Genomic DNA, 16,649 nt, shown 5'->3' on the forward strand with positions numbered 1-16,649 from the left:
GGAGGATGAATATGAAAATTACCGAAGAAACGTTACTCGAAAAAGAAGGGTATCGTCTACATATTTTACCAAGTAAAAAATACAAAACCATTACAATTGTGGCTAAGTTTAAAGCGCCGTTGAAAAGAGACGGCATTACAGAGCGTGCTCTCCTTCCACATGTACTCCAGAAGGCTACGAATAAGCATCCCAATGTGCGGTCCCTGCAGTCTGCCTTCGAGAATCTGTACGGAACAGCGTTGTCTAGTGATGGGTCGAAGAAAGGGGAAAACCATGTCATCAGTTTTCGCATGGAAGTGGTCAACGAAGCTTATCTGAACGATCAGGAGCCGATTCTTGAAGAGGCTGTGCAGTTGTTCCATGACGTGTTGTTTGATCCGAAAACCGAGGGCGAAGGGTTTGATTCTTCCATCGTCTCCAGGGAAAAGCAAACACTTGAACAAAAGATCACAAGCATTAAGGACGATAAAATGAGCTATGCGAACATGAGGCTCATGGATCATATGTGCAAAGATGAGCCTTACGCTCTGCATGTACACGGGTATTTGGAAGATCTTTCCGAAATTACTGCCGAGACACTTTATAGTTATTACAAGGAAATGATTATGAAAGATATGCTCGATGTATATGTGATTGGAGATATGGAACAAAAAGAGGTGGAAGAGCTTACCGATCGATATTTTTCCAGAAAAGGAAGTACGAATGAAGATGAAGATCAAATCGCGGTCACTAAAGATGTCACTGAGGCCAATGAAGTTATCGAAAAAGAAGATGTGAATCAGGGTAAACTCCACCTCGGTTACCGGACATATACCAAGTTTGGGGATGATGATTACTATGCTCTGCAGATCTTCAATGGTATATTCGGAGGTTTTCCGAGCTCTAAATTGTTCATGAATGTTCGGGAGAAACACAGCCTTGCTTATTATGCCGCCTCAAGGTTTGAAAGTCATAAAGGACTTCTTTTAGTCTTCAGCGGAGTGGATCCTAAAGATTTCGATCAGGCAAAATCCATTATCTTAGAACAGATGGAGGCCATGAAAAAAGGGGAATTCACCGAAGAGCAAGTGGAAGAGTCGAAAGAACAGGTCATCCACCAGCTGCAGGAAACGATGGACAATGCGAATGGGATGATCGAAGTTCTTTATCATCAAATGTTATCCGGGGCTGAAATGCCTGCCAATGAGTTGATCGATAACATCCGCAAAGTCACGAAGGACCAGGTTGTCCAGATGGCTCAGAAAATAGAATTGGATACGATTTACTTTTTGACGAGTAAAGAGGGAGGGGAATCCTAATGGAAGAACTAGTATACGATCAACTGAACGAGACCGTTTACCAAGAAACGATGGATAATGGTTTGAAGGTATTCCTTCTTTCCAAACCCGAAATGGCTAAAACTTTTGGAATTTTCACGACCAACTATGGATCCATTGATCAAACATTCACACCCATTGGCAAAAGCCAGAAGGTGACGGTACCTGAAGGGATCGCTCATTTTCTTGAACATAAGCTTTTTGAAAAAGAAGATCGTGATGTTTTTCAGGACTTTACGAAGCTCGGAGCTTCTGCCAATGCATTCACGTCTTTCACAAAAACCGCTTACCTATTTTCAGCTACTAGTCAGATCGATAAGAATGTCAAAACGCTGCTTGACTTTGTTCAGGACCCATACTTCTCCGAGGAATCTGTAGAGAAAGAGAAAGGCATCATTGCTCAGGAGATCCGTATGTATGATGATCAGCCGGATTGGCGGTCATTTTTTGGAACCATTCAAAGCCTTTATCATAATCATCCGGTGAAGGTGGATATTGCAGGCACGGTTGACAGTATCCAGGAGATTACGAAGGACGACCTTTATACATGTTACGAAACGTTCTACCATCCTTCGAACATGGTCTTATTTGTTGCAGGAAACATTGACCCGCAGACGATGATGAATTTGGTCAGGGAGAATCAGGCCGGGAAGGAATTTCCGGAAGCACCTGAAATCAACAGGTCCTACCCAGAAGAACCGGCAGGCGTTGCTAAGAAAGAGCACTCCATCACTATGCCTGTGACGACTGCGAAGGCAATGGTTGGTGTGAAGGAAAACGTTCAGGATTTATCCGGTAAAGATTTAGTGAGAGGAGAACTGTTGTCAGGTATGATCCTTGATTTTTACTTCTCAAGGAGCGGTGTTTTTTATGAAGAACTTTATAAAAACGACCTGATTGATGACAGTTTCCAGTTTGAAACAGAACTGGATCGTCAATTTGGCTTTACGATTCTTGGCGGAGATTCAAGGAAACCGGATGAAATGGCTGCCCGTATTAAAGAAATGCTCCATGAATTGAAGGATCAGCGGATTTCCGAGGAAGATTTCACAAGGATGAAGCGGAAGAAAATCGGTCAGTTTATGAGAGCTATGAATTCCCTGGAATTTATAGCCAATCAGTTCACCCACTACCACACGCTCGGAACAGATTTATTTGAAGTGCTGCCACTCATCGAATCGTTGACCGCTGACGATGCGGAAGAATACCTGCAGCACTGGCTGAAAGAAGATAACATTACCGTATTCCAGATTAAACCTCAGCAGAATGACTAAAGAATGTCTAATTATAGGTGCAAGTGGAGGGATTGGAGAGGCCGTTGTGAGGAAAATGACCGAAGATGGTTTTTCCGTCGGTCTTCATTATAATAGAAGTAAAGCTGTTATCCGTGCCTTGGAAAAGGAAATCCCACCGACCCAATTCTCAGGTTCCTTTCAGGCCGACCTCTCCTCTTTAGCAGGCATACAATCGTTTTTAGAGCAGATCGGGAAGGATTGGGATTCGGTTATTTTTGCAGGGGGTCATATGTATAGTGGCTTGTTCCAGGATATGACTTTTGAGGACATGGATGCTTTACATCATGCCCATGTCCAATCTTTATGGATGATCACTCACAAACTTCTTCCCGGGATGATTCAAAGGAAAGCCGGAAACCTTGTGGTAATCAGCTCTATTTTTGGTTTGGAAGGAGCGAGTATGGAAGTTGTATACAGCTCCGTTAAAGGTGCTCAAAACAGCTTTGTCAAAGGCCTCGCCAAAGAAGTCGCTCCCAGTGGAATCAGAGTCAACAGCATTGCTCCCGGATTGATAGCGACTAAAATGAATGACAAGCTTGATCATACGGAATTTGCTTCATTAGAAGATGATATTCCGCTTGGAAGAGCCGGCACACCAGAAGAGGTTGCAGAGACAGTAAGTTTCTTACTAAGCGATGCTTCAAGCTACATCACAGGACAAGTGATTCAAGTGGATGGTGGCTGGTATTAAATCAGCTGAATAAGATCAGTGTTTCCTTCTCATACTAAGCATGAAAAAAAATAGAGGAGGTTATATCATGTCTGTTCTCGATAATTTCGATTCTTGGAAAGATTTCTTAGGAGATCGTCTTCATCAGGCTAAGGGCCAAGGCATGCAGGAGCACGCCGTTTCTGATTTAGCTTATGAAATCGGTGGTTACCTGGCAAATTCAGTGGATGCGAAAAACGACCAGGAAGCTGTTTTACGTGATCTTTGGAACGTTGCTGATGAAAAAGAGCAGCACGCCATCGCTAATATGATGGTGAAACTTGTACAAAACGAAGGAAATCAGGCTTAACCTCGTCAAAAATCCGCACAGATGTCTGTGCGGATTTTTTATCTGGGAGGGTGGAGCATTTTCAATTTTTGTATGTTTATGTAGGATCGAACCTTTCCTATTTAGGAAAAATCCTTTATGATAGATAGAGAGTGAAAAATTCCATAAATCACTCGACTTTGACAAATAACGACAATTTTTCAGAGGAGTTGTATTATGGAAAAGAAAGAATGGTATTTAGAATATGAAATTCAATATAACCGCCCAGGACTGCTTGGGGACATCTCCTCACTGTTAGGGATGATGGCGATCAATATCGTCACCATCAATGGAGTGGAAAATTCACATCGTGGGATGCTGCTGTTATGTAAAGATGAAGAGCAGATCACACGCCTGAGATCGATTTTGAATACAATGGATACAATCAAAGTGACAAAGCTTCGCCGTCCGAAATTACGGGACCGGCTGGCTGTAAGGCATGGCCGATATATACATAGTGATGTAGATGATCGTAAAACATTCAGGTTCAACAGGGAAGATCTGGGTCTGCTTGTCGATTTCATGGCCGAATTATTCATGAAAGGTGGACACAAATTGATCGGGATCCGGGGGATGCCGCGCGTCGGTAAAACAGAGTCTGTCGTAGCAGCGAGTGTATGTGCCAATAAGCGCTGGTTGTTTGTTTCAAGCACTTTACTTAAACAGACGGTCCGCAATCAATTGATTGATGAAGAATACAGTGAAGACAATCTTTATATCATTGATGGAATCGTTTCTGCAAAGCGGGCCAATGAGCAGCACTGGCAGCTCGTTCGGGAAATTATGAGGCTCCCTGCAACGAAAGTGATCGAACATCCGGATATATTTGTTCAGGAAACAGAATACACGATGGATGATTTTGATTACATTATTGAACTTCGAAATAACGAAGATGAAGAAATTACTTATGAACCTGTGGAAAAACAAGAAATGTCAATGAATGAAGGTTTTTCCATGTTCGATTTTTAGAAATTGGATGGTGTTAACATGGAGATTGGAGAAAGACTGAAGGAAGCCCGGGAATCGAAGGGTTTGTCTTTAGAATCATTGCAGGAAACGACCAAAATACAAAAACGTTACCTCCAGGCAATCGAAAAGAATGAATTTCAAGTGCTGCCGGGTAAATTCTACACCCGTGCGTTCATCAGGGAATATGCATCGGCTGTCGGACTTAATCCTGAAGAGGTGATGGAAGAGCACAAAAGTGAACTTCCGACCTTTGATGATGAGAGTACGGTTCAGTACAGCCGGGTGCAGCGGACGAAAAAGGAAGTTTCTCAAAAAAGCAGCCGTTCTTCACGGGTACTGCCAACAATTTTGACGGTTGGCTTGATCGTCGGCCTGATTTTAGTGGTCTGGCTGGTGTTGCAGAATATGAGTGGATCCGATGATGGAAATGCTGATCCGAATAATGATTCCAACAATGAAATCAGTGTCCCGGAAACTTCTCAAGATGAAGAATCAGACGGAGAAGAAGCTCAGACTGATGAAGACAAAAGTGATGAAACGCAAGAGACCTCATCTGATGAAGAATCTGCCAATGAAGAGAAAGCAGAAAACCCTGAAGAGGATACCGGAAAAACAGAGGTTCAACTTACCCAAGAAGGGACCGGATCGTTCCCTGAGCATGTGTATGAAATTAGTGGCGTGACGGAGCGTTCGGTGACGATTGAATTGACCGGGAGAGCCTATATGGAAGTGAAAGCTCCTAAAAATGGTGAAGATTTAGTAACGGCGAAAGAGTATGCGCCCGCTGATTCTCCCCTTACACTTGATCTTGGCGATAAAACTGAACTGTACGTGAAGACTGGGAATGCACCAGGAACAGTCGTTAAAATAGGCGGAGAAGAAATTCCTTTCCCTAAACCGGGAGTGTCTACTCAGAAATTATTGTTGCAGATCAACTAGGAAATTAAATATAATCATGAACAGGCTGCTCCGGCGAATCATAGAAAGTGTGCAAAGCGCATTTCTTGGACGGGCAGCCTTTCATTTATTGATATGACTGTTAGGAGAGTGGCCAAATGAATTTACCGAATAAAATTACATTATCAAGAATTTTTCTAATCCCCATTTTCATCTTCCTCATGAGCTATCCATTTGAGTGGGGAGTATTTCAAATGGAAGACCGTGAACTTCCGGTCTCACACTTAGCTGGGGCTGTATTGTTTATCATTGCTTCTACAACAGACTGGATCGATGGCTACATTGCTAGAAAGTATAACTTAGTGACGAACTTGGGTAAATTTTTAGACCCTCTTGCTGATAAACTGCTGGTCAGTGCGGCGTTGATTCTACTTGTTGAAATTGGTCTCGCTCCAGCGTGGATCGTCATATTAATTATCAGCCGTGAATTCGCAGTAACCGGTCTTCGTTTAGTGGCAGCCGGGGAAGGCAGCGTACTCGCAGCTAGCCAGATGGGCAAGTTGAAAACTTGGATCCAAATCATTGCTATTTCTCTTCTTCTTTTACACAACTGGCCTTTTGCATTTATCGGATTTCCGTTAGGTATGATAGCGCTATACTTGGCACTGATCATCACTGTGTATTCAGGGTATGATTATTTCAAGAAAAATTGGCATGTGATGAGAGATTCGAAATGAGGACAGAAGTTATAGCTGTCGGAACTGAATTGCTTTTAGGACAAATTGCCAATACGAATGCGCAATGGATTTCCAGCCGCCTTGCCGGGCTTGGAATTTCTGTTTATCATCATACGGTTGTCGGCGATAACCTCCAAAGGGTGAGAGACTCCTTTGCAGCGGCTCAAAAGAGATCTGATCTTGTCATCGTTACAGGTGGGCTCGGCCCTACAGAGGACGACTTAACCCGTGATGCCGGTGGAATGATCTTACAACAGCAGTTAGTGGAACATAGCGAATCGATGGATAAAATTAAAGCGTATTATCAACGGAATCAAAAACCGATGGCAGAAAACAACCGAAAGCAGGCCCTAGTGTTCGAACAGTCCACGGTCTTTTCTAATCCTGAAGGGATGGCACCTGGACAAATGGTCAATCATGAAGGGACATTGTGGGTCTTCCTCCCCGGTGTGCCGAGGGAAATGAAGTATATTACACAACATGATGTCATCCCTTATCTTAAGAAAAATTATCATTTAGAGTCAGAGATCGTCTCGGAAATGATGCGTTTCATAGGAATTGGGGAGTCTGATTTAGAGACCGAACTCCAGTCTTTCATAAGTACCCAGACGAATCCGACCATTGCCCCTCTCGCATCAGAAGGAGAAGTGGGTTTAAGGTTGACAGCGACAGGGGAAACAACGGAAGAAGCTAAAGCGAAAATTCTTCACTTGAAAACATCCATCTTGGAGCATGTCGGAAAGTACTACTATGGCAGTGACTCGATTACAATTGAAGAAAAAGTGCGAGATCTCTTAAAGGAAAGAGGGTATACCATCGGTTCTGCAGAAAGCTTCACTGGTGGTAAGTTCTTGGAACGGCTCATCGCTCTTCCAGGAGCGTCTTCTGTTTGTGAGGGCGGGCTTACCGTCTACACTCCTGAGATGAAAGAGAAGATTCTCGAGGTTCCTAAGTTTCTGATAAAAAAATACGGAACCATCAGCCCTGAGTGTGCAGAAATGATGGCTTTAAATGCACAGGCTATTTTAAATGTTGACATTGCAGTAAGCTTCACAGGGGTCGCTGGACCAGATGATAGCGAAGGCCATAAACCAGGTACAGTGTTTATCGGACTGCAGGTGGGTGAACGCAAACCCGAAGTGCAGAAATTCCATTTTCAAGGTGGACGGGACCAAATTAGGGAGCGATCCGTAAAGAAAGCCTTTGAAATTATTTTCCACAAACTAAAAAAATAACTTCTATTATTAAAAGAGGTGCGATTTTTAAGATTTCAACAGAAGAAATAGAAAAATCGCACCTTTTATGCACATTAAAAAAATGGGAACATTTATTCGCTTTTTAGTTGGCAAACGACCAAAAACAAGTTATGATAAGGATAGAAATTTTGAAAGGCGGTATAGAATGAGCGATCGTAAACAAGCATTAGATATGGCATTGCGTCAAATAGAGAAACAATTCGGAAAAGGTTCAATCATGAAGATGGGGGAAGGCGCAGAGCAGAAAATAAACACGGTTCCTAGTGGCTCTCTAGCTCTTGACGTTGCTTTGGGAGTAGGCGGCTACCCAAGAGGTAGAATTGTAGAAATTTATGGACCGGAATCTTCAGGTAAAACCACAGTCGCCCTTCATGCGATTGCTGAAGCTCAAAGAAAAGGCGGCCAGGCAGCTTTCATTGATGCAGAGCATGCGTTGGACCCTGTTTATGCAAGAGCGCTGGGTGTAGATATTGAAGAACTTCTACTTTCCCAGCCTGATACAGGCGAACAGGCATTGGAAATCGCTGAAGCACTTGTGCGTAGTGGAGCAGTAGATATGGTCGTCATTGACTCTGTAGCTGCTCTTGTTCCAAAAGCTGAGATTGAAGGGGAGATGGGAGACTCTCACGTTGGACTCCAGGCTCGTTTGATGTCTCAGGCGTTGCGTAAACTATCAGGCGCAATCAATAAGTCGAAGACAACAGCGATCTTCATTAACCAGATTCGTGAAAAAGTGGGGGTTATGTTTGGTAATCCTGAAACAACTCCTGGTGGCCGCGCGCTGAAATTCTATTCTTCCGTTCGGCTGGAAGTTCGCCGTGCAGAGACATTGAAGCAGGGAAATGAAATGGTCGGTAACAAAACCCGCCTGAAAGTAGTCAAAAACAAAGTGGCACCTCCGTTCAGGCAGGCTGAAGTCGATATTATGTACGGAGAAGGAATTTCCCGTGAAGGAGAACTCCTTGATATCGGTACAGATCTTGACCTTATACAGAAGAGCGGATCGTGGTACTCCTATAATGATGACAGACTTGGTCAGGGTAGGGAAAATGCAAAGCAATACCTTAAAGAAAATGTAGAAGTTTATGAAGAAGTGAAGAAACTTATTCGCGACCATTACGGGATGGAAGCTGATGAAGAAAATTCAGACGCAGCTGCTAAAGAAGGTCAGGAAACATTGGACGTTTAATCCAAATAGTGAAGACAACAAAATCGAGTATGAAACAAACGTTTCATACTCGATTTTTTTACGAATGATTAGTTTTGGTAGAGATTAGCAGTCTATTTGAAGGGATTAAAAGACTGACATTTTGGAATATTTGAATATGTTAGCAGATACATAGGGCGTTTCCTTGACATTCCTTGCAGTCAAGCATAAAATGAATGTGTATCATTTTCATCTTTATACCCTTATCTTAAACAAATGAAACTGAAAATGAAACGTTTGTAATTGCCGACAAACGGACCAAGTTCATAGCAAGAGGAGGTGAAATTATGGATATAATATCCTCGCTCATCTTCATTTTGCTTGCCCTTATCATCGGTTCTGTTGTTGGTTATCTTATTCGGAAATCGATTGCGGAAGCGAAAATTTCCAGCGCTGAGGACCTTGCGAAACAGATTGTGGAAGAAGGTCATCGCAATGCAGAATCAGCGAAAAAGGAAGCTCTTCTTGAAGCGAAAGAAGAGAACCAGAAGTTTCGCCAGGAAGCGGAGAATGAAATCCGCGAACGCCGCATGGAACTGCAGAAAACTGAAAATCGTTTAACTCAGAAAGAAGAGAATCTTGATCGTAAGAGTGGAACGCTTGACCAACGTGATCTTTCACTCGAAAAGAAAGAAGGGACTCTTGCCGAGAGACAACAACAAATTGAAGAAATGGAAAGCAAAGTGAAAGCTATGCTTCAAGAACAGCAAACAGAGCTTGAACATATTTCGAGCTTAACATCAGACCAGGCGAAGCAGATGATTTTAGAACGCGTCGAACAAGAGGTTTCGCACGAATCAGCTCTCATGATCAAAGAAGCTGAAAACCGTGCGAAGGAAGAAGCTGATAAAAAGGCTAAAAGCATCCTTTCCCTTGCCCTGCAGCGTTGTGCAGCCGACCACGTGGCTGAGACGACTGTTTCCGTCGTCAACCTTCCAAATGATGAGATGAAAGGCCGTATCATTGGACGTGAAGGCCGTAACATCCGTACGTTGGAAACGTTGACTGGGATAGACTTAATCATTGATGATACACCGGAAGCTGTCATCCTTTCAGGCTTTGATCCAATCCGACGGGAGACAGCAAGAATGGCCCTTGAAAAACTGGTTCAGGATGGTCGTATTCACCCGGCTCGTATTGAAGAGATGGTGGACAAGTCTAGAAGAGAAGTTGATGACTATATCCGCGAAGTTGGGGAGCAGACGACTTTTGAGGTTGGCGTACATGGATTGCACCCGGATCTGATTAAGATTCTGGGTCGTCTGAAGTACCGTACAAGTTATGGACAAAATGTCTTGAAACACTCCATGGAAGTCGCTTATCTTTCCGGTCTGCTAGCTGCTGAACTAGGTGAAGACGAAACCCTGGCCCGTCGTGCCGGACTACTTCATGACATCGGTAAAGCCATTGATCATGAAGTAGAGGGAAGTCACGTAGAAATAGGTAAAGAGCTTGCGATGAAATACAAGGAAAATGAAACAGTTATTAATGCTGTTGCTTCACACCATGGTGATGAAGAGCCGACTTCTATCATTTCCGTTTTAGTCGCAGCTGCTGATGCCCTTTCTGCCGCACGTCCTGGAGCTAGAAGTGAAACCTTAGAAAATTACATCAAACGTCTTGAAAAACTGGAAGAGATTTCAGAGTCTTACGATGGCGTAGAGAAATCATTCGCAATCCAAGCTGGACGTGAAGTCCGCATCATGGTTCGTCCTGATGAAATTGATGATCTTGAAGCAACAAGATTAGCACGAGATATCCGAAATCGAATCGAGGGAGAACTCGATTATCCAGGTCATATTAAAGTTACTGTTATTCGCGAAACACGTTCGGTGGAGTATGCGAAATAAAATGAATGAAGCGGCCTTCCCGGCCGCTTCATTTCTGTTTTACCGGGAATAATATAGAAACATTTGCTAAAGGATGGTTGAATTATATGAGAATTTTATTTATTGGTGATGTTGTTGGTTCACCTGGGCGTGAAATGGTCGATGAGTATCTGCCAAAGCTCAAACAGAAGTATCAACCAGCGGTGACCATTGTCAACGGTGAAAATGCAGCATCAGGAAAAGGAATTACAGAGAAGATCTATCGGCGTTTCCTTGAAAAAGGGGCGCAGGCGGTTACGCTTGGGAATCATGCCTGGGACAAAAAAGAAATCTTCGAATTTATTGATGATGCCAAATACTTAATCCGTCCGGCAAACTTCCCCGAGGGCACACCTGGAAAAGGAATCACTTATGTGAAAACACCAAAAGGGGAAGTCGCAGTCATCAATTTACAAGGGCGTACATTCTTATCCCCGAATGATGATCCTTTCAGGAAAGTCGATGAGTTAATTGAAGAAGCCAAAAAGCGCACGTCTGTGATCTTCCTCGATTTTCATGCGGAAGCAACCAGCGAAAAACAAGCGATGGGCTGGTACGTAGATGGTAGAGTGAGTGTAAACGTCGGGACCCACACGCATATTCAGACAGCTGATGAAAGGATTCTTCCTGGAGGGACTGGGTATATTTCCGATGTGGGCATGACAGGTCCTTATGATGGCATTCTCGGAATGGAAAGGGAAGCGGTCTTGAAGCGTTTCCTTACAAACTTACCTGTACGTTTTGAAGTTCCAAAAAAGGGAAGAGCACAATTAAGTGCTTTCTTGGTGGATGTAGATGACAAAACAGGAAAATCAAAGAAAGTCCAACGTATATTGATCAACGATGACCATCCATTCTTTGAGTGATTATTTGAATTTTGCGACAAATTCATTCATAATGAAAAGGTAATATCCTACATCTCCAAGAATATAGTAGTTATGGAACAACTATAGTGATTGAAGGAGGAGCTAGTAATGGAAGTCTTAAAAGTATCAGCCAAATCCGTACCTAATTCAGTAGCAGGAGCCTTGGCAAACGTAGTAAGAGAGCGTGGGACGGCCGAAATTCAAGCAATCGGAGCCGGGGCCTTGAACCAAGCAGTGAAAGCTGTAGCGATAGCGAGAGGTTTTGTAGCCCCAAGCGGCATGGACTTGATTTGCATTCCGGCATTTACCGATATACTCATTGACGAGGAGGAGCGGACAGCGATCAAATTGATCGTCGAACCTCGTTAAATGGAGGAATAGAGAACAGTGAAAATGTCTGGATGTATGATTCTGCTAGCACATACCTAATCCTTATGGATGAAAGCAAATAGAATGGAAGGTAAAAAGCGTACCCGGGTTTGGGTGCGCTTTTTTATGGTGGTGAAACATGGTAAAGGCGGGTGGATAAATTTGTTAGATAGGCACAACTTCTGTTTTATGAACTCCACGGGCTCCGTAAACCTATAGGGTGAGGCCATATTCATTTACATGATCATCTGTTCTTTTCCAGTGGACATAGTTATTTGCGTTTTTTGTAATACATGTTACTATTATGAATATAAAAGGTTTGATACCGAATGAATGAGGTTGGGAGTGTTCACTGTGAATGGAACGATGAAAGCTATCGTCAAACATCACAGAGGTCCCGGGGCGCAAATGCAGGAAGTTGCGATTCCGGAGATCCGTGATGACGAAGTATTGATCCGTGTAAAAGCGACATCTATTTGTGGGACGGATGTCCACATATATAATTGGGATGAGTGGTCTGAAAGCCGGGTTAAGCCCCCTTACGTTTTCGGACATGAATTCTCTGGAGAAATCGTCGAGGTCGGAAGCAAAGTGCATAAATTTCAAACGGGTGATTACGTCAGTGCGGAAACCCACTTAGTATGTGGGCATTGCCCACAATGTCTAACGGGTAAATTTCATATTTGTGAAAACACTAAAATCATTGGTGTGGATACACAGGGGTGTTTCGCTGAGTATGTGGCTTTACCAGCCGATAATCTTTGGAGAAACCCTGATGAAATGCCAACAGATATCGCCTCTATCCAGGAACCGATGGGGAATGCGGTACATACGGTTCTCAATGGAGACGTTGCTGGGAAGTCAGTAGCTATCATCGGCTGTGGTCCTATTGGTTTAATGGCTGTTGGAGTAGCTAAAGCCGCTGGTGCTTCACAAGTTCTTGCTTTTGATTTGAATCCCTATCGGCTTGAGTTAGCTGAAAAAATGGGAGCGACTACCATCATCCATTCGGGTGAAATCGATCCTGTGGAGAAAGCTCGGGAATTGACAGAAGGGCATGGAGTAGATGTCGTTTGTGAGATGAGCGGGCACCCTGTGGCGATGGACCAAGGGTTTAAGATGATTACCAATGGCGGTCGTGTCTCCATTCTAAGTCTGCCTACAAAACGTGTAAGTCTGGATGTTACAAATGATATCGTGTTCAAAGGCGTAGAGGTCCAGGGAATCACCGGAAGAAAAATGTATGAAACCTGGCAGCAAGTCTCCCGTCTCCTTCAATCAGGGCAAGTGGATGTCGCTCCTCTGATCACCCACCATTTGAAGCTGGAGGAATTTGAGCAGGGCTTTGACTTGATGAATCAAGGACAATGTGGAAAAGTAGTTTTACACCCATAAAAGGTAAGGAGGATGTTTTATGAAAGGTTTTGAATACTTACAAAGAGAATTGGATGAAATGCAGGAACAAGGGACATTCCGTACGTTGATCCCGTTGGAGTCTGCCCAGGGATCGAAGGTGACCATCAAAGGGAAAGAAGTGATCCAGCTTTCTTCCAATAACTATTTAGGCCTCACTTCTCATCCGAAAATGAAAAAAGCGGCTGAATCAGCAAATGAGGAATATGGAGTAGGGACCGGTTCTGTCCGTACAATTGCTGGAACGTTGACAATGCACGAAGAATTTGAAAAGAAATTAGCTGAATTTAAGCATACAGAAGCGGCCCTCGTCTTCCAGTCCGGCTTCACGACGAACCAAGGGGTTTTGTCGTCCATTCTAGGGAAAGAAGATGTTGTGATTTCTGACGAGCTGAACCACGCATCCATCATTGATGGGATTCGTTTGACGAAAGCGGACCGCAAAATTTATAAACACGTGGATATGGAGTCATTGGAATCTGCTTTGAAAGAAAGTAGCGATTACCGTACACGCCTTGTCGTGACGGATGGTGTATTTTCCATGGATGGAAACATCGCTCCTTTACCGGAGATCGTCGAACTGGCTGAGAAATACAATGCGTTGATCATGGTTGATGATGCACACGCAAGTGGTGTTCTCGGAGATAATGGTCGTGGAACTGTAAACCATTTCAATTTAGATGGACGCGTACACATCCAAGTCGGTACATTAAGTAAGGCCATCGGTGTTCTTGGCGGCTATGTTGCAAGTACGAAAACGCTTAGGGATTATCTGATTCATAAAGGACGTCCGTTCTTGTTCAGTACGTCTCACCCACCTGCAGTTACGGCAGCGAATGATGCAGCGATCGATGTGTTACTTGAAGAGCCGGAACTCATTGAAAAGCTTTGGGACAATACGAAGTTCTTCAAGGATGGTCTGAATGCCCTTGGTTTTGATACCGGCATCAGTGAAACACCGGTCACACCGGTTATGGTAGGAGATGATGCTCTTACGCATAAATTATCAGATGAACTGTTTGAGGAAGGGGTCTTTGCCCAAGGAATCGTCTTCCCCACTGTCCAACGAGGAAAAGGAAGAGTGCGTACCATCGTCACGGCGGAGCATTCCAAAGAAGAATTACAGGAAGCTCTTGATGCTTTTGAGCGTGCCGGCAAAAAATTAGGTATCATCTAACCTATTGTAAAACCAGCTATCGTTTGAATAGCTGGTTTTTTCATGACATCTTTTTGATGAACCTCTTTAAATAAGAAATGGCAAGTCATTCCTTATTTAAAGAGTCATGGGAGAAGGGTGTCTGTAGGGAAATGTAGCTGGGGCACTGATGGAAAAATGGTGGAATTCATGTTTACGCTTAATTTATCATGTGAAACTTGATATAATGGTAAAGTTAGAATGTTCGGATTGAAAGGAGATCATTATGAACGAACAGCAGCGTAGAGAAGTGAACCAAATTCGTCAGCCTTCCGAAGGTGATGATCAGGCGTCACAAGAAAATCTCAATCGATTAAAACAAAAAACAAGTGAAGATTTTGTCAAATATTTTGAAACCACCTATCAACCCCCGAATATGCGGGATGCACAGCGGAGAAAGCGGAAAGAGACAGATGTGCATTATGACTTTGAAATTCCGGAAGATATGGATCAGGCAGGAAGAGGAAAAAAATATATGATCCGTACATACGGCTGCCAAATGAATGAACATGATACTGAAGTAATGGCTGGAATTTTTGAAGAAATGGGTTACGAAGCTACTAAAGATACAAAAGAAGCGGATATCATTCTTTTGAATACTTGTGCGATCCGTGAGAATGCAGAAAATAAAGTATTCGGGGAAATCGGACATTTGAAGCCTCTTAAGATGGAGAATCCGAATTTGATCATCGGTATTTGCGGATGTATGTCCCAGGAAGAATCTGTGGTGAATCGCATTCTGAAGAAGCATCCGTTTATCGATCTTATATTTGGTACACATAATATCCATAGAATCCCTCAACTTGTGAAAGAAGCGATGTTCGGGAAAGAAATGGTTATTGATGTCTGGTCTAAAGAAGGAGACATCATCGAGAATCTACCAAGGTCCCGAAAAGGAAAGATCAAAGCATGGGTGAACATCATGTATGGCTGTGATAAATTCTGTACCTACTGTATCGTTCCTTATACACGTGGGAAGGAAAGAAGCCGCCTTCCAAAGGATATTATCCAGGAAGTCCGTCACCTTGCAGCACAAGGGTATAAAGAAATCACACTTCTCGGGCAAAATGTCAATGCGTACGGTAAAGACCTTGATATGGAGTATGGCCTTGGAGATCTCATGGATGAGCTTCGTGGAATTGATATTCCAAGGGTCCGTTTCACAACATCGCATCCACGTGACTTTGATGATCGTCTGATTGAAGTGCTTGCAACAGGCGGAAACATGCTCGATCACATCCATCTCCCTGTTCAATCGGGGAATACGGAAATCCTGAAAATCATGGGCCGGAAGTATTCAAGAGAAGAATATTTAGAGCTTGTGCGGAAAATACGGGAAGCGATGCCGGAAGCTACTTTGACGACAGATATCATCGTCGGTTTCCCGAATGAAACGGAAGAACAGTTCCAGGATACGTTATCACTTGTAGAGGAAGTCGGCTTTGAAGCCGCCTATACGTTCATCTATTCTCCGAGGGACAACACCCCTGCAGCCAAAATGAAAGATAACGTATCAATGGAAGAGAAAAAAGATCGATTGCAGCGATTGAACAAAATTGTGAATCAACAATCGGCTGATGCTATGAAAACCTATGAAGGTGAAGTCGTAGACGTATTGGTCGAAGGTGAAAGTAAAAATAATCCGGACGTTCTTGCTGGGTATACCAAACGGAACAAGCTGGTCAATTTCCGTGCACCAGAGTCGACGATTGGACAAATTGTACCAGTCAGAGTGACAAAAGCAAAAACCTGGTCCCTTGATGGTGAACTAGTAGAAATCAACGCAGAGGTGAAGTAAATGGGACAATATACGAGACAACAAGTGGTAGAAGAAGCGAAAAAATTGGCGAAAATGATGGCTGATATCGAGGAAATCGATCGATTCAAGCAATTAGAAGCAAAGTTGAATGAAAATCAGAAAGTGCAGTCCCACATTAAGAAAATTAAAGCGTTGCAAAAGCAGGCGGTCAATTTCCAGGCCTATGGAAAAACAGAAGCTTTGCAGCGCATTGAAAAAGAAATTGATCGTCTCCAGGATGAGCTGGACGAGATTCCTGTGGTGGCAGAATTTAAAGACTCGCAAACGATCATAAATGATATTCTGCAAATGGTATCTAACACAATTTCCCGTGAAGTTACGAATGAGGTCATCCGCTCTACAGGTGGAGATGTACTGCAGGGAGAAACGGGTTCTAATAAACAAAGTCATGGTTGCGGTCATTGA

16 protein-coding genes are annotated in these 16,649 nt (G+C 43.3%); all 16 read left to right on the forward strand.

The genetic code is table 11. The annotated features are described in order from the left end of the window. The first annotated feature begins 11 nt into the window (after positions 1-11). The 16 genes from yfmF (at position 12) to ACXADE_RS09670 (ending at position 16,649) form a co-directional block, all read left to right on the forward strand. The gene (gene yfmF, locus ACXADE_RS09595; protein ID WP_474980254.1) at positions 12-1,298 is read left to right on the forward strand and encodes an EF-P 5-aminopentanol modification-associated protein YfmF; all 1,287 of its coding nucleotides are present in this window, start codon (positions 12-14) and stop codon (positions 1,296-1,298) included. Beyond that, positions 1,298-2,590 (forward strand): EF-P 5-aminopentanol modification-associated protein YfmH, encoded by a 1,293-nt coding sequence (gene yfmH / locus ACXADE_RS09600; RefSeq protein WP_474980255.1) that lies wholly within the window; start codon positions 1,298-1,300, stop codon positions 2,588-2,590. Before yfmF ends, yfmH begins: the two co-directional genes overlap by 1 nt. After that, the gene (gene ymfI, locus ACXADE_RS09605; RefSeq protein WP_474980256.1) at positions 2,583-3,302 is read left to right on the forward strand and encodes an elongation factor P 5-aminopentanone reductase; all 720 of its coding nucleotides are present in this window, start codon (positions 2,583-2,585) and stop codon (positions 3,300-3,302) included. The genes yfmH and ymfI overlap by 8 nt, the downstream gene beginning before the upstream one ends. Before the next feature lie 67 nt (positions 3,303-3,369). Next, on the forward strand, positions 3,370-3,630 hold the full coding sequence (locus tag ACXADE_RS09610) for a DUF3243 family protein (protein WP_474980257.1): 261 nt from the start codon (positions 3,370-3,372) through the stop codon (positions 3,628-3,630). A gap of 195 nt (positions 3,631-3,825) precedes the next feature. Continuing rightward, on the forward strand, positions 3,826-4,617 hold the full coding sequence (locus ACXADE_RS09615; protein WP_474980258.1) for a DUF3388 domain-containing protein: 792 nt from the start codon (positions 3,826-3,828) through the stop codon (positions 4,615-4,617). 18 nt (positions 4,618-4,635) lie between these two features. After that, positions 4,636-5,556 (forward strand): helix-turn-helix domain-containing protein, encoded by a 921-nt coding sequence (locus tag ACXADE_RS09620; protein WP_474980259.1) that lies wholly within the window; start codon positions 4,636-4,638, stop codon positions 5,554-5,556. 116 nt (positions 5,557-5,672) lie between these two features. Next, on the forward strand, positions 5,673-6,251 hold the full coding sequence (pgsA, locus tag ACXADE_RS09625; RefSeq protein ID WP_474980260.1) for a CDP-diacylglycerol--glycerol-3-phosphate 3-phosphatidyltransferase: 579 nt from the start codon (positions 5,673-5,675) through the stop codon (positions 6,249-6,251). Continuing rightward, positions 6,248-7,486, forward strand: a complete 1,239-nt coding sequence (locus ACXADE_RS09630; RefSeq protein ID WP_474980261.1) for a competence/damage-inducible protein A — start codon at positions 6,248-6,250, stop codon at positions 7,484-7,486. The genes pgsA and ACXADE_RS09630 overlap by 4 nt, the downstream gene beginning before the upstream one ends. Before the next feature lie 166 nt (positions 7,487-7,652). Continuing rightward, positions 7,653-8,696: a recombinase RecA gene (recA, locus tag ACXADE_RS09635; protein ID WP_474980262.1), complete on the forward strand. Its 1,044-nt coding sequence runs from the start codon at positions 7,653-7,655 to the stop codon at positions 8,694-8,696. A 305-nt stretch (positions 8,697-9,001) separates the two neighbouring features. Then, the gene (gene rny, locus ACXADE_RS09640) at positions 9,002-10,564 is read left to right on the forward strand and encodes a ribonuclease Y (RefSeq protein ID WP_474980263.1); all 1,563 of its coding nucleotides are present in this window, start codon (positions 9,002-9,004) and stop codon (positions 10,562-10,564) included. Positions 10,565-10,650: 86 nt separating this feature from the next. Then, positions 10,651-11,448 (forward strand): TIGR00282 family metallophosphoesterase, encoded by a 798-nt coding sequence (locus ACXADE_RS09645; protein WP_474980264.1) that lies wholly within the window; start codon positions 10,651-10,653, stop codon positions 11,446-11,448. 108 nt (positions 11,449-11,556) lie between these two features. Continuing rightward, complete coding sequence (locus ACXADE_RS09650; RefSeq protein WP_474980265.1) at positions 11,557-11,817, forward strand: stage V sporulation protein S; 261 nt, start codon at positions 11,557-11,559, stop codon at positions 11,815-11,817. Between the two features lie 354 nt (positions 11,818-12,171). Beyond that, positions 12,172-13,212: an L-threonine 3-dehydrogenase gene (tdh, locus tag ACXADE_RS09655; protein ID WP_474980266.1), complete on the forward strand. Its 1,041-nt coding sequence runs from the start codon at positions 12,172-12,174 to the stop codon at positions 13,210-13,212. 19 nt (positions 13,213-13,231) lie between these two features. Further along, positions 13,232-14,407 carry a glycine C-acetyltransferase gene (locus ACXADE_RS09660; RefSeq protein WP_474980267.1) on the forward strand — a complete coding sequence of 392 codons (1,176 nt, stop codon included), beginning with the start codon at positions 13,232-13,234 and terminating at the stop codon, positions 14,405-14,407. Positions 14,408-14,651: 244 nt separating this feature from the next. Further along, positions 14,652-16,223, forward strand: coding sequence for a tRNA (N6-isopentenyl adenosine(37)-C2)-methylthiotransferase MiaB (gene miaB, locus ACXADE_RS09665; protein WP_474980268.1), 1,572 nt, complete (start codon positions 14,652-14,654; stop codon positions 16,221-16,223). Further along, entirely contained in the window at positions 16,224-16,649 is a 426-nt protein-coding gene (locus ACXADE_RS09670) for a YlbF/YmcA family competence regulator (RefSeq protein WP_474980269.1), read from the forward strand.

Source organism: Halobacillus sp. ABR2_026 (assembly GCF_056158545.1).

What these genes read in the sequence shown, in the direction of transcription:
- ACXADE_RS09620 (WP_474980259.1), top strand. Translation starts at nt 4,636, where the DNA reads ATGGAGATTGGAGAAAGACTGAAGGAAGCCCGGGAATCGAAGGGTTTG.
- ACXADE_RS09645 (WP_474980264.1), top strand. Translation starts at nt 10,651, where the DNA reads ATGAGAATTTTATTTATTGGTGATGTTGTTGGTTCACCTGGGCGTGAA.
- rny (WP_474980263.1), top strand. Translation starts at nt 9,002, where the DNA reads ATGGATATAATATCCTCGCTCATCTTCATTTTGCTTGCCCTTATCATC.
- ACXADE_RS09650 (WP_474980265.1), top strand. Translation starts at nt 11,557, where the DNA reads ATGGAAGTCTTAAAAGTATCAGCCAAATCCGTACCTAATTCAGTAGCA.
- miaB (WP_474980268.1), top strand. Translation starts at nt 14,652, where the DNA reads ATGAACGAACAGCAGCGTAGAGAAGTGAACCAAATTCGTCAGCCTTCC.
- recA (WP_474980262.1), top strand. Translation starts at nt 7,653, where the DNA reads ATGAGCGATCGTAAACAAGCATTAGATATGGCATTGCGTCAAATAGAG.
- yfmH (WP_474980255.1), top strand. Translation starts at nt 1,298, where the DNA reads ATGGAAGAACTAGTATACGATCAACTGAACGAGACCGTTTACCAAGAA.
- ACXADE_RS09630 (WP_474980261.1), top strand. Translation starts at nt 6,248, where the DNA reads ATGAGGACAGAAGTTATAGCTGTCGGAACTGAATTGCTTTTAGGACAA.
- ymfI (WP_474980256.1), top strand. Translation starts at nt 2,583, where the DNA reads ATGACTAAAGAATGTCTAATTATAGGTGCAAGTGGAGGGATTGGAGAG.
- pgsA (WP_474980260.1), top strand. Translation starts at nt 5,673, where the DNA reads ATGAATTTACCGAATAAAATTACATTATCAAGAATTTTTCTAATCCCC.
- ACXADE_RS09670 (WP_474980269.1), top strand. Translation starts at nt 16,224, where the DNA reads ATGGGACAATATACGAGACAACAAGTGGTAGAAGAAGCGAAAAAATTG.
- ACXADE_RS09610 (WP_474980257.1), top strand. Translation starts at nt 3,370, where the DNA reads ATGTCTGTTCTCGATAATTTCGATTCTTGGAAAGATTTCTTAGGAGAT.
- ACXADE_RS09615 (WP_474980258.1), top strand. Translation starts at nt 3,826, where the DNA reads ATGGAAAAGAAAGAATGGTATTTAGAATATGAAATTCAATATAACCGC.
- yfmF (WP_474980254.1), top strand. Translation starts at nt 12, where the DNA reads ATGAAAATTACCGAAGAAACGTTACTCGAAAAAGAAGGGTATCGTCTA.
- ACXADE_RS09660 (WP_474980267.1), top strand. Translation starts at nt 13,232, where the DNA reads ATGAAAGGTTTTGAATACTTACAAAGAGAATTGGATGAAATGCAGGAA.